Annotated in this window: 14 protein-coding genes; 9 read left to right on the top strand and 5 right to left on the bottom strand. The window is 65.7% G+C overall.

The window, feature by feature from the left end; all coding sequences use genetic code 11:
- The first annotated feature begins 2 nt into the window (after nucleotides 1-2).
- On the top strand, nucleotides 3-1,466 hold the full coding sequence (locus C2U58_RS16295; RefSeq protein ID WP_102946804.1) for a DcaP family trimeric outer membrane transporter: 1,464 nt from the start codon (nucleotides 3-5) through the stop codon (nucleotides 1,464-1,466).
- A gap of 8 nt (nucleotides 1,467-1,474) precedes the next feature.
- Nucleotides 1,475-2,881: a MipA/OmpV family protein gene (locus C2U58_RS16290; RefSeq protein WP_102946803.1), complete on the top strand. Its 1,407-nt coding sequence runs from the start codon at nucleotides 1,475-1,477 to the stop codon at nucleotides 2,879-2,881.
- A gap of 14 nt (nucleotides 2,882-2,895) precedes the next feature.
- Here the strand turns inward: C2U58_RS16290 and C2U58_RS16285 are convergent, their stop codons facing one another.
- Entirely contained in the window at nucleotides 2,896-3,474 is a 579-nt protein-coding gene (locus C2U58_RS16285) for a DUF308 domain-containing protein (protein ID WP_102946802.1), read from the bottom strand.
- Nucleotides 3,475-3,633: 159 nt separating this feature from the next.
- On the opposite strand from C2U58_RS16285, the gene C2U58_RS16280 reads away from it, so the two are divergent.
- On the top strand, nucleotides 3,634-5,019 hold the full coding sequence (locus tag C2U58_RS16280; protein ID WP_216362410.1) for an amidohydrolase family protein: 1,386 nt from the start codon (nucleotides 3,634-3,636) through the stop codon (nucleotides 5,017-5,019).
- 66 nt (nucleotides 5,020-5,085) lie between these two features.
- Here the strand turns inward: C2U58_RS16280 and C2U58_RS16275 are convergent, their stop codons facing one another.
- Nucleotides 5,086-5,454, bottom strand: coding sequence for a hypothetical protein (locus tag C2U58_RS16275; protein ID WP_146033486.1), 369 nt, complete (start codon nucleotides 5,452-5,454; stop codon nucleotides 5,086-5,088).
- 171 nt (nucleotides 5,455-5,625) lie between these two features.
- On the opposite strand from C2U58_RS16275, the gene C2U58_RS16270 reads away from it, so the two are divergent.
- Nucleotides 5,626-6,063, top strand: a complete 438-nt coding sequence (locus tag C2U58_RS16270) for a hypothetical protein (RefSeq protein ID WP_102946800.1) — start codon at nucleotides 5,626-5,628, stop codon at nucleotides 6,061-6,063.
- A gap of 167 nt (nucleotides 6,064-6,230) precedes the next feature.
- Nucleotides 6,231-6,632, top strand: coding sequence for a hypothetical protein (locus C2U58_RS16265; RefSeq protein ID WP_102946799.1), 402 nt, complete (start codon nucleotides 6,231-6,233; stop codon nucleotides 6,630-6,632).
- Between the two features lie 18 nt (nucleotides 6,633-6,650).
- Here the strand turns inward: C2U58_RS16265 and C2U58_RS16260 are convergent, their stop codons facing one another.
- Entirely contained in the window at nucleotides 6,651-7,076 is a 426-nt protein-coding gene (locus C2U58_RS16260) for a MerR family transcriptional regulator (RefSeq protein WP_017355167.1), read from the bottom strand.
- A 41-nt stretch (nucleotides 7,077-7,117) separates the two neighbouring features.
- Here C2U58_RS16260 and C2U58_RS16255 point away from each other — a divergent pair, with 41 nt between their 5' ends.
- The 4 genes from C2U58_RS16255 to C2U58_RS16240 all read left to right on the top strand — a co-directional run bounded on the left by C2U58_RS16255 (nucleotide 7,118) and on the right by C2U58_RS16240 (nucleotide 9,269).
- Complete coding sequence (locus tag C2U58_RS16255; protein WP_017355168.1) at nucleotides 7,118-7,474, top strand: mercuric transporter MerT family protein; 357 nt, start codon at nucleotides 7,118-7,120, stop codon at nucleotides 7,472-7,474.
- Between the two features lie 8 nt (nucleotides 7,475-7,482).
- The gene (locus C2U58_RS16250; protein WP_017355169.1) at nucleotides 7,483-7,770 is read left to right on the top strand and encodes a heavy-metal-associated domain-containing protein; all 288 of its coding nucleotides are present in this window, start codon (nucleotides 7,483-7,485) and stop codon (nucleotides 7,768-7,770) included.
- On the top strand, nucleotides 7,763-7,975 hold the full coding sequence (locus C2U58_RS20325) for a GDCCVxC domain-containing (seleno)protein (RefSeq protein ID WP_080354540.1): 213 nt from the start codon (nucleotides 7,763-7,765) through the stop codon (nucleotides 7,973-7,975). Before C2U58_RS16250 ends, C2U58_RS20325 begins: the two co-directional genes overlap by 8 nt.
- Before the next feature lie 94 nt (nucleotides 7,976-8,069).
- Nucleotides 8,070-9,269: a hypothetical protein gene (locus tag C2U58_RS16240; protein ID WP_017355170.1), complete on the top strand. Its 1,200-nt coding sequence runs from the start codon at nucleotides 8,070-8,072 to the stop codon at nucleotides 9,267-9,269.
- Nucleotides 9,270-9,305: 36 nt separating this feature from the next.
- Here the strand turns inward: C2U58_RS16240 and C2U58_RS16235 are convergent, their stop codons facing one another.
- Entirely contained in the window at nucleotides 9,306-10,409 is a 1,104-nt protein-coding gene (locus tag C2U58_RS16235; protein WP_036196077.1) for an acetate/propionate family kinase, read from the bottom strand.
- Between the two features lie 19 nt (nucleotides 10,410-10,428).
- Nucleotides 10,429-12,504, bottom strand: coding sequence for a heavy metal translocating P-type ATPase (locus C2U58_RS16230; protein WP_082316348.1), 2,076 nt, complete (start codon nucleotides 12,502-12,504; stop codon nucleotides 10,429-10,431).
- Nucleotides 12,505-12,520: the final 16 nt, after the last annotated feature.

Raw genomic sequence — 12,520 nt, 5'->3', positions numbered from 1 at the left:
CCATGCGCATTCCCGCCCGATCGCTCTGCCTGGCCGCCGTGCTGCTGCCCGGCGCTGCCGCCGCCCAGATCCGCGACGCCAGCCAGGACGCGGAGATCCAGCGCCTGCGCCAGACCGTGGAGATGCTGACGTCGCGCATCCAGGCGTTGGAGGCCGGGCAGGCCGGAACGGCACCGGCGGCAGCTGCGGTTGCCATACCGCCAGCGCCCACCGCGCCACCCGGCACAGCGCCGGTTGCCAGCGCGCCCGCCGCGCCACTGCTTGCCGCCACGCCCGAGACGCTCAACGTGCCGGAGTCGCCGCTGCCCACGCGCGACACGTTCGACGAAGACGAGCAGGCCAGCGCCCGTGTCGACAACGAGGTGCCTCCCGGGGACGAACTGGAGGGCTTCTTCCAGATTCCCGGTACCGGCACGTGGCTGCGTCTGGGCGGGTACGCCAAGCTCGATGCGATGTTCGACAGCGGCGACGCCGGCGACAGCGACCAGTTCATCACCTCCGAAATCCCGGTCGACGGCGGCCGCGACAGCACCCGCTTCAACATGCACGCGCGGCAGACCCGCTTCACCATCGAAGGTCGCCGCGAAACCGGTGCCGGCCAGCTGCGCTTCCTGGTCCAGAATGATTTCTTCGGCTCCGGTGGCAGCTATGGTTACCGCCTGCGGCACGCCTGGGGCCAGCTAGGCAACACGTACGTGGGCTTCGGCTGGTCGGCCTTCATGGACCTCGACTCCGGGCCGGACACCCTGGACTTCGCCGGTCCGCCGGCATCGCCGTCGGCACGGCTGGCCAGCATCCGCCAGTACTTTCCGCTGGGCAACGGCAACCAGATCATTCTCGCCGCCGAACACCGTGCCCCGGAACTGCAGTTCAATGCCGTAACCCAGCGTTCGCGCACCGCCACTCCCAACCTGGTGCTGGCCGCGCGCCACGAAGCAGGGTGGGGCAGCCTGCAGGCGTCGGGCCTGCTGCGCTACCTGGCCTACGACTCGGCCAAGGACAGCAACGAAGGCAGCGACAGCGCCACCGCCGGCGGCCTGGCCCTGAGCGGTACCTGGGGCGGCGGCGACCGGGGCGACTACGTGGTGTTCGGTGCGGTCGGCGGCGAGGGCATCGCCGCGTTCCTCGGCGACCTCGGCGGGTTGAACCTGGATGGCATCGTCGACCCGCAGGGCGACCTGAAGCTGCTGCAGCAGTACGGCGGCTGGGTCGGTTTCACCCACCACTGGTCGCAGCGCTGGCGCTCCACGCTGACCTACAGCCGTCTGTACCTGGAGCGCGAAGACCTGCTCGATCCGAGCGTTTTCCGGCGCAGCGACTATGCCGCCGCCAACATCGTCTGGCAGCCGGCGCCCAGCTGGAGCTGGGGCGCCGAACTGCTGTACGGCAAGCTGCAGGAGCAGAGTGGTGAAAGTGGCGACGTGTTCCGACTGCAGACCGCGCTGAAGTACGACTTCGTGAAGTAGGAGGCCCCATGTCTGCCCGAACCCGATACCGCCACAGTGCGCGCCGCTGGCAGCCTGCGTTGCTGGCCGCAGCGCTCTCCGCGTCCGCGCCGCTGGCTGCGCAGGACGCCATGCTCGGCACCATCCTGGAAGAACCCGGTGCGGCTGGGCTCGGCTTCCTCAGCCGCATCGAGTCGTCGCCGTACAAGGGCGCCGACGACCGTGTCGACCTGATGCCGCTCTACCTGTACGAAGGCGAGCGCTTCTTCCTGCGCTCCAACGCGGCCGGCGTACGCTTCGCCACGCAGGACAACCAGGGGCTCGAGCTGTTCGTCGAACGCCGGCTGGAAGGGTATCCGGAAGACGAGACCCCCGAGATCCTGGAAGGCATGGAAACCCGCAACAGCGAAGCGGACATCGGGGCGCGCTACTACTTCAAGCACAACGACCATGCGCTGGATCTCAGCGTACGCCAGGACCTTTCCAACAATTCCAACGGCACCGAGATCCGCGCCGCCTACGGCCACACCTGGCGTGGCGACCGCTGGGCCCTGCAGCCGGTGATCAGTCTCAACTGGCGCAGCTCCAAGCTCAACGATTACTACTTCGGCGTAGAGGATTACGAAGTAACGCCTGAGCGCAGTGCTTACTCGGCGGGCAGCGGCGTGGACGTCGTCGCCGGGCTGTACGGCCGTTACCGCATCCTGGAAAACTGGAGCCTGCTCGGTGGCGTGTATGCCAAGCGCTATTCCAGCACCGTGCGCAACAGCCCTCTGGTGGACAGCAACCTCGAATGGGGCGGCATGGTTGGCGCGGCCTACGACTTCGGCAACGGCCAGGTGCGCTGGGACGACGACCACACCCCGACCTATGTGAAAGTGTTCTACGGCCGCGACTCCGCCGATGGCTGCCACCTGGTCAAGATCATGACCTTCAGCTGCGTCAGCCTCAACGATGACGACCCCACCGACATCTGGGGCGTGCACGTGGGCCGGCCGTTCGTGTCCGGGCTCAACGGCTGGCCGCTGGACCTGATCGGCTATGTGGGCGTCCTGCGGCACAACGAACGCGGCCACCAGCCCGATGCGTGGCAGATCGACGCGTACATGAAAGGCTTCTACTACGGTTTTCCGTGGTCGCACCGGGTCAAGACCCGGATCGGCTTCGGCTTCGGCGTGTCCTATGCCGAACGCGTGCCGTATGCGGAAGTGCAGGCGCAGGCACAGCGCGAGCGCAATACCTCCAAGGTGCTGAACTACCTGGATCCGAGCATCGACGTGAGCTTGGGCGATATCTTCGGCAGCGAGCGCTGGCACGAGCTGTACTTCGGCTTCGGTGTTTCGCACCGCTCGGGCATCTTCGGTTCGGCGCAGATGCTGGGCACCGTCGACGGTGGCTCCAACTACATCTACACCTACCTGGAAGGCGCCTTCTGATGCAGGTTCCGGAACTAGCCGGGGGCGCGATCCTGTCGGAACAGCAGGGCGATGGCGATGTAAGCCGCGCCCATGGCGACCAGCGCCAGCCCCACGCCCCACGAGGCCGATGCTCGTCCGGCCCAGGCCACGCCGCTCACGCAGACCACGGCCGCGACCAGCGCGACCAGGCCGGAGACCAGCGAGATCCAGCGCTTGCCGCCCGGTTTGAAGCGGAATGCCAGGCTGATCTGGGCGATCGCCTGCACCACCAGCACCGCGGCCACCGTGGTGGCCACCGCATAGGCGGCCCATTCGGGGTGGGTGTAGATGGCGATGCCGCCGATGATCTGCGCCGCGCCCAGTGCAATGGTCATGGCGAAACTGGGCAGGCCATGCAGCAGGAAGGCCTCGGTAAGCTGGAGCGCACCGGCAATCACCAGCAAGCCGGCGATCAACACGGTCATGGTGCGCACCATGAAGGACGAGGCGTAGATGCCGAATGCGCCCAGCCCCAGCAGCAGAATGCCCACGATCAGCAGGCGCGGCCAGCTCGATTTCATGGCCATGCCGATGGAGCCGGGATCCTTGCCAAGACGGGAGAGGACGGTCATCACGGTCGCTCCGGGGTGGATCGCTCAATTACCTCCCGCCCGCCGTTACGCGTTGGTGAAATGGCGACCAGTAAATCCCGCAGAACGGTGCACGCTGCACATCGCAGTAACGCCACCGCTCCTATACCCAACAGACCGTCGTTACGGGGGAGTAGTGCCATGATGAACCGGCTTTCGTTCCGCATCCTGGGCGTCGCGCTGTCACTGGGCCTGGCCACGGCCACCTCCGCGCACTCCGTCATCCAGCAGGATCCCGGTGGCGCGCTGGCGGAGCCTGCGGCTGCGCCGTCTCCAGCGGTACTGTTCACCAACGTACGGATCTTCGACGGCACCCACGCACGTCTCTCCGGTCCGAGCAACGTGCTGGTGCAGGGTAATACCATCACCCGCATTTCCACCGGCGCCATCGACGCGGCCGGCGCGCGCGTCATCGACGGCCGGGGCCGCACGCTGATGCCGGGGTTGATCGACGCGCACTGGCACAGCATGTTCGCCGGCATTCCGATCCAGACGCTGATGACCGCCGACAACGGCTACATCAACATCGTGGCAGGCGCCGAGTCGCGAAAGACGCTGATGCGTGGGTTCACCACCGTGCGTGACGTCGGAGGGGCGGTGTGGGGCCTGAAGGCAGCGGTGGATTCCAGGCATGTGGAAGGGCCGCGGATCTTCCCGTCCGGCGCGATGATCACCGTGACCAGCGGTCATGGCGATTTCCGCCAACCCTCCGACCTTCCACGCACGCTGGGCGCGCCCGGCTCGCGCCACGACCTGCTCGGCGACGGCGCCATTGCCGATTCCCCCGACGAACTGCGCATGCGCGTGCGCGAGCAGCTGATGCGCGGCGCCAGCCAGATCAAGCTGACCGCCGGTGGCGGGGTATCCTCACCACATAGCCCGCTGGACGCGGTGACGTTCACCGAGGCGGAACTGCGGGCGGCGGTCGAGGCCGCTACGGATTGGGGCACCTACGTGGCCGTGCATGCCTATACCCCGGAAGCCGTCCAGCGCTCCATCCGCGCCGGGGTGAAGTGCATCGAGCACGGCAGCCTGATGGACGACGCCTCCGCCCGACGCATCCGCGACACCGGTACCTGGCTCAGCACCCAGCCGCTGCCGGAGGAACTGGCCAACGCGTTCCCGCGCGGCTCGGAGCAATGGTTGAAGGCGCAGGAGGTGTTCGCCGGCACCGACCAGACCTACCGCTTCGCGATCAAGTACAAGCTCAAGACTGCCTTCGGCACCGACGTGCTGTTCTCCAGCGCGCTGGCCGGCCAGCAGAACCGCATCCTGGCCAGCCTCACCCGCTGGTACACCCCGGCCGAGACCCTGATCATGGCCACCGGCACCAACGCCCAGCTACTGGCCCTGTCCGGCAAGCGCAGCCCCTACGCCGGCCGCCTTGGCGTGGTGGAAGAGGGCGCCCTGGCCGACCTGCTGCTGGTCAATGGCGACCCGTTGGCGGACATAGCGGTCATCACCAACCCCGACGCAAATTTCAACTTAATCATGAAAGACGGCAGGATCTACAAGGAAGACCTCTGAAAATGCCGCCGGAACACGCGTAGCGACACGCCATGCGTGTCCCACGGAACAACGCCCTCCACGCAGTCAGTTCCCCATCCCCATCCCACCCCCCGCCTTGAAGTTCAACACCAGCAGAACCACCCGCCAGAAGATGAACGCATACGCCGCACACAACAGGATCTGCAGCAGCAGGTGCGACTTCATCCGGCTCAACCGCCACAGCCCATCCAGCAGGTTCAGCAGCAGCAACGAGCCTCCGATCGCCACCACCACGTACCCCACCAACGTCGGGTTCACCAGGTCCAGCTCCCCCGGCCCCTCCCGCACCACCTCCAGCCCGGCCGCCGTGATCAGCGTGGAGACCGCCATGTTGCGGGTGTTTTCAAATATCAGGCGCAGCACGCCGTTGTCGAAGAGTTGAACGGCGATACGCCTGATCGAAGCAGGAAGCATGGCTCACCCCTTGCCGGCGTATGTGCCGGGTCAGGCACAGGGTTGTCCGCACCCCATTAAGCCCGCGTGGACGACCCGCGTGCATCGCGTGCGACTAGGTAGCTTTACTGATGCGCGCATGCGCCACACCGGCCCAGACTTTGTCCAGGTGATCCGTATGGGGCAGGGCACATGGCCAAGGTAGCTTCGAACCGGGCGTTGTATGCGTCGATGGAGTCGTCGGTCGGACCGGAGCCGGGGGCGTTGTGTGGTATCTCCGATCTTGGGTCCCGTCGCTACAGCCGGTATCCCACCACGCGCGCGGTCCGCTACGCGACCGAACCCGGGTGCCCGACCGAAGGCGAGGGCACCGGTGACGGCAACGAACCGCCCGGCGGGCAACCGCCCTCCGCGCCTGTTTCGAGCGCCACGCTGGATGGAAGCTACCGCGGCGCGAGCTACCGGGTCACCGCCTGGCAGCCCCAGGGCAAGCCGGCGTTCGTGTTCCTGCTGGCGATCGGTGAGCGGAAATTCCTGCAGCCCAACATCCCCGAAGGGGCCGACTTCGAGGAGGTCATGCGGCACGCAGCACATTACGTGGAGCAGCTGCTGGACGAAGACGAAGCCTGATTCACGTGACGCGTCACGTCGGTCCTTGAGGCGTATTCGCTCCGATTTCACAACAATGTCACCTTTGTCACCTCGATGACACCACTTTTGTGGTCAATGTCACGACAGCGTCATGCGTTCCTGGCGCGGATGCGGCGTTCTAGGGTCTTCCAACCCAGAGCCCGCCCATGCTTCCGACCACCCGCACCCTGCATCGCAAAGCGCTGACTGCCGCGCTCCTGTCCGTCCTGACCCTGCCGGCATACGCTGCCGGCGTGAACTGCCAGCTGCTGGATGACAACGGCGCGCCACTGCCGATCGACAGCACCGCTACCGGCGACCAGAGCCTGGCCTGCGGCACCGATGCCAGCGCCAGCGGCAAGGGCAGCACCGCCGTGGGCACCTGGGTGGACCTGGACAATGACGGCGCAGTGGACCCCAATGAGGTGACGTGGGCCAACGGCACCAACGCGACCGCAGTCGGTGCTGCCGCGCAGGCCCTGGCTAGCAACAGCACGGCCATCGGCGTGCGCGCAGTGGCCGTCAGTGAAGGAAGCGTGGCTATTGAGGGTCGGCAGGGATTCGTGTAAAAACGGGCCGAAAGTGAGCTAACTGCCTGTCGCAGCTGGCTTTATTGGCCGCTCCAGAAAATCGAGGGTTGGGCAGCACTCTCCCGCCGGCACTTGGGCGCACCGCGCTATTTTCTGTTCGAGATCCCTCTCCAGCTGTCGCAGCTCGCGGATTCGTAGACGGACATCGACGAGCTTTCGCTCGGTCAGCTGACGGGTCTGCTCGCAAGAACCTTCGCCTGTGATCTCTAGCAGGCCAGCGATCTCGTCGAGGCTGAATCCCATCATCTGAGCGCGCCGGATGAACTGAAGCCGATTGACATCGTTTTCGTCGTAACGACGCACGCCTCCTATGGGTCGCTCGGGTTGACGCAGCAGCCTACGCCGCTGGTAGTAGCGCACGGTTTCGACGTGCACATCGGCCGCCGCCGCCAGCCGGCTGATCGTAAACGTGTTCGGACGCACGGCTTGACTCCGTACCTAGGTACAGAGGCTAGTATGCTCTGATGCAAACAACCCCGGCCAAATCGTCTGTTCCAGCCATCGTTGGCGCGAGCATCGCCGCCATTGGCGCATCGGTCTGCTGCGTCGTGCCGCTGGTGCTGGTCCTGCTGGGCATCAGTGGCGCCTGGATCGGCACCCTGACAGCTCTCGATCCCTTGAGGCCCTGGTTCAGCGCCGCCGCCGTACTGTCCTTGGCCGTGGCGTTTTGGATGCTGTATCGACCGGCGGCACGGTGCGGTGTGGATGGCAGTTGCATCGCCCCGGACGCTCTGCGACGCAGGCGACGTTGGCTCTGGTTGGCGACAGCCCTCATCGTCCTGTTGCTGCTGTTTCCCTATTACATCGTCTGGATTCTGTAGGAGGCGCGATGCACAAGTGGATACTGGCCCTGGTGGCTGCTCTGTCGGTCGGTGCCGCTCTTGCGACGCCCGCAACCGTAGTGATGCTCGATGCTGAGAACATGACCTGTCCCGCCTGCGGCATCACCATCAGGAAGGCGCTGGAGAAGGTGCCGGGCGTGGCCGATGTGAAGGTGGACACCCGGGCTGAAACAGTCACGGTGACGTTCGAATCGAGCCAGACGGATGCAGCCGGAATCGCGCGTGCAGTCACGGAAGCAGGCTTCCCGGCCAAGGTGCGGACTGGCGGTGAGTGACGTCAAGCTGGAAAGCATCTTGACCTGCCCGGAGTGCGGCCATCGGGCGACCGAGACAATGCCCATCACAGCGTGTCAATTCTTCTATGAGTGCACGGGCTGTGGAGCGGTTTTGCGTCCGCATCAAGGCGACTGCTGTGTGTTCTGCTCGTTCGGAACAGTGCCATGTCCACCGATCCAACAGAACAATCCCTGTTGTGGTTGAACCGCGGACTCCGATAATAGTTGGACAGACAGGCTGCGAGATCGACTGTGCCACCCTGGAAAGCGCGCCGCTCAACCAGCGGTGTGCATGCGAAGTGGTCGACATCCTCCGTCTGCACGAGTCGATCCGGGGTGCCTTTCCGGAGTTCACGACTGATCCCGCCGTACACGCGCACTTATTTTCACCCTATGCCTTGTTCGTTGATCGGCCCGCGTTGGAGGCCATGGGACGAGTCGCGGCGGCGGTCTTCGACGTCGCAGGAAACCCGGGATATAGCCAACGGGTCCTGCAATGGGCCCCTGACATTGCAACCCATGATCCGGGTTCGGCGGGGGGCGTCCTGGGTCTGGACTTTCACCTGACGGTCGATGGCCCGCGGCTGATCGAGGTCAACACCAATCCAGGCGGTCTGCTCCTCAATGCCTTGTTGCTCGATGCCGTGCGGTCTTGCGCGCCGCCAGCATGGGCCACCTGGACCAACGCGGCCCAAGCGCGTGATGCGGCCGTCACGGCCTGGATGGAGGATGCTCGGCAGCAATCCGGGCGCACGCCGTCGCGCCTGGCCATCGTGGACAGCACTCCGCGAGCGCAGTTCCTTTACCCCGAGTTTGTGCTGTACGCGAACGCGTTTCGGGACCATGGCGTGGACTGCGTGATCAGCGCTCCCGAGGATTTGTCGTTTGGTTCGGACGGGCTTGAGGATGCCCACGGTCGAATCGACACTGTCTACAACCGGTTGACCGATTTCGCGCTCGAGGATGCCTCGCATGCAGACATTCGTGAGGCTTACCTGGCAGGGGACGTCGCGCTGATGCCGCATCCCCGAGCACACGCGCTGTTTGCCGACAAGCGCAACCTTGCGGTGCTCGGGGACCCGGCTCTGCTCGGCGGGTTCGGGGTCGATGCGGGTTCGACGGCACTGCTGGGCCAGGTGATCCCGCCCACGGTCGAACTCGTGCCCGCGAACCGGGATGCGTTGTGGGCAGTGCGCAACGGATATTTCTTCAAGCCTGCAGCAGGGTTTGGCAGCCGTGGGAGTTATCGGGGCGACAAGTTGACCCGGCGGACTTGGGCGTCTATGGCGTCGGCGACCTACATCGCACAGGCCTTCGCGCCACCGAGCATGCGGATCGTGCATGGGGGCCAGTCCCTCAAGGCGGATGTGCGCTGCTTCGCGTCCGAGGCGGGTGTCCTGTTGTTCGCGGCCAGGCTGTACCAGGGCCAGACCACGAACATGCGCACCCCCGGTGGTGGATTCGCAGCGGTGCTCACGTCGTCACGGATCGAGGAGTGATTCCCCACCGGAGCCGACCCTTGGGGCGTGTCGTGGCTACAGCCAGGCGAGTGCCGATTCAGCCAGTTCGCGCTCCTCATCGATCGCGACGTTCCATATGCTCGGCCCGCCCCCGCGGTCGATCCGCGTGGCTCCAGCATCGTTGACGTCAGGTGCCAGCGCCAGGCCGAGCCAGGCCAGTCGCGCGACGATGCGAGCCCGCAAAACCGGCGCGCGATGGCCGATGCCGCCGGAAAAGACGACATGGTCGAGACCGCCAATTGCCGTGGCCATGGCCGCGATGGACTGCGCAATCCGGACTGCAAAGAGCTCCACGGCAAGCTGGGCCTGCGGGCCGGGATCCGTCAGCAACACGCGCATGTCGCCATGGCCGGCGATTCCGGCAAGGCCTGCACTGCGGTACAGGCCGTTTTCAAGCGCCTGCGCATCCAGGCGTTCATGCCTCAGCAGATACAGCAACGCGCCGGGATCGAGATCTCCGGAGCGGGTAGGGCTCGGGATTCCACCCAGCGGAGTGAGCGCCATGGTGGTGTCGCGGCTGCGGCCGCCCTCGACGGCGCAGACGCTGCAGCCACCCCCCAGATGCGCGAAGACAGCGCGGCCCTTCAGGATTCCAGCGTCGTGGCTGGCCACTATGCGGAGCGCGGAGGCAAAGGCGAGTCCATGGAAACCGTAGCGGCGGATGCCCAGCGCATCCCATGCTTCAGGGACAGGCAAGCGCCGGCTCCAGGGCGCGAGCGACGCGTGGAAGTCGGTGTCGAAGGCCACGCCTTGGCGCGCGTGCGGCCAACGCATGCGCGCGGCACGCGCGAAAGCGAGGGCTACCGGCTGGTGCAAGGGTGCGAACGGCACCAATGCATCCAGTTTCGCGAGCACGGTTTCGTCGAGCTCGCGGGCGTCGTGCAGGTCACCGCCATGTACGATTCGGTGCACCACCACGTCGGGGCTGGGCCACGGCTCCGACAATGCCTCGAGCAGGGTGGCAAGGCGCTCCTGCGCATCCACGCCGACTGGAATTTCGGCCCGGGAGCGCTCGAGCAGACGAGACTGCGCGCCGTGTCCCTCAGTGTTGAACAGATAGGACGCGCCCTTGAGGGTGGACGAGCCAACGTTGAGTGCAAGAAGCCGGCGCGTGGTCACAGGTGTCCCCGAATCATGTTCATGGGGACCGCACCGCCCGGCGCAACAACTGCGCATTGATTGCCACAACGACGGTGCTCAGCGACATGAGCACTGCCCCAAGCGCAGGTTGCAGCAGGATCCCCCATGCGGCGAGAACGCCAGCGGCGAGAGGGATGGCGACGATGTTGTAGCCGGCGGCCCACCACAGGTTCTGGATCATCTTGCGATAGGTGGCCTTGCTCAATTCGATGATCGCTGGCACGTCGCGCGGGTCGCTGCGCACGAGTACGACGTCGCCGGCCTCGACCGCGACGTCCGTCCCTGTGCCGATGGCGATGCCGACGTCGGACGTGAGCAGCGCCGGAGCGTCATTGACACCGTCACCCACCATCGCGACGCGCTTGCCCTGGGCCTGCAGCTCCTCGATCTTTGCCACCTTGTCCTCGGGCAATACCTCGGCGAAGACGGTGTCGATGTTGAGTTCCTTCGCGACCGCGTTTGCGACCGCCGTGGAATCACCCGTCAGCAGGACAACCTCCAGTCCTTCGTCGTGCAGCCGCTTGACCGCGTCGAACGATTCGGGACGGATGGCATCCGCGATCGCAAATACGGCGAGCACCCGGTCGCCTTCCACCAGGTAGGTTGCAGATTGACCATCGGCTGCCGCTGATTCGGCAGCCCGCCGAAGCGTCTCCGGCGGTTCGACCGCGAGCATTCTCAACAGACCCGGCCCGCCAACGTGAAGCGAGCGCTCCTCGACGACTGCGCGCACGCCGCGTCCCGGCATGGACTCGAAGTCCTGCGACATCGGAACGTCGATGCCATGTTCCTTGGCGCTGGTCATCAGCGCCTGCGCGATCGGATGTTCAGCGTCGCGCTGGACCGACGCGGCCACGCGAAGCACCTCGTCGTCGGTGAGTCCATCGGCGGCAGTGGTCTTCACGACGCGGTGCGAACCGAGCGTGAGCGTGCCTGTCTTGTCGAACACGACCGTGTTCAGCAAACGGGCCTCTTCCAGGCCGCGTCGATCGCGCACGAGCAGGCCGTTCCGTGCGCCAATCGTGGTCGAGATGGCGGTCACCAGCGGGATGGCCAAACCCAGCGCATGGGGACAGGCGATCACGAGCACGGTCACTACGCGCTCGATCGTGAAGCTCCACGGTCGACCGAGGAGTGGCCAGACAATGGCGGTAACCGCGGCGGAGACGATGGCGATGATCGTGAGGTAGAACGCCGCCCGGTCCGCCAGGGCCTGGGCGCGCGAGCGCGACGTCTGGGCCTGCTCGACGAGCCGCATGATACCCGCGAGCGCGGTCTCGTCGCCGGTTCCCGTCACCTCGACACGCAACGAGCCCTGTCCGTTGACGGTGCCGGCGATCACCCGGTCGCCCGTCGACTTGTCCATCGGCTTGGACTCGCCGGTGATCATCGCTTCGTTGACGGCGCTGGTCCCTTCCTTCACGACGCCGTCGGCGGGAATGCTCGCGCCGGGCCTGATGAGCAGCAGGTCGCCGCGCTTCAGTTCCGCGACAGGGACTTCCTTCGCGGTACCGGCCTCATCCAACCGCACCGCCATATCAGGCAGCAGCTTCGCGAGTTCCTTGAGAGCGCCCTGTGCCTGGTTGATCGAACGCATCTCGATCCAGTGGCCGAGCAACATGATCGCCACCAGCGTCGCCAGCTCCCACCACAGGTCCAAGCCCTCGACAACGCCGAGCGTGACCAACGCGCTGTAAAGGAAGGCGACGGTGATCGCAAGCGAGATCAGCGTCATCATGCCCGGCAGGCGATTTCTCAGCTCGTGGTATCCGCCGCGGAGGAACGGCGAGCCGCCGTAGAAGTACACGATCGTGCCGAACACCGCCGGGATGTACGCCGACCCCGGGAACTGTGGTGCGGTGTAGTCGAACCAATGCTGGATCATCCCGCTCCAGATCAGAGTGGGGATGGTCAGCAGCAGCGTGAGCCAGAACTTGTCGCGGAAGCTCGCCACGCTGTGGCCGGCATGCTTGTCGTGCCCGGCATGGACGTCACCTTCAGCACCCGTGCGGGGATGCGGCGGTTGCTCGCCGTGCGCCTGATGATCTTGATGATGATGATTGTGTTGCGTCATGGGTCTGCCTTCCTGG

Origin of the sequence: Stenotrophomonas sp. VV52, from assembly GCF_002893095.1 — a bacterium.
Taxonomy (GTDB): domain Bacteria; phylum Pseudomonadota; class Gammaproteobacteria; order Xanthomonadales; family Xanthomonadaceae; genus Stenotrophomonas; species Stenotrophomonas aracearum.
The sequence above is the reverse complement of the archived record's forward strand: the minus strand, read 5'-3'. Positions and strand labels throughout refer to the sequence as shown.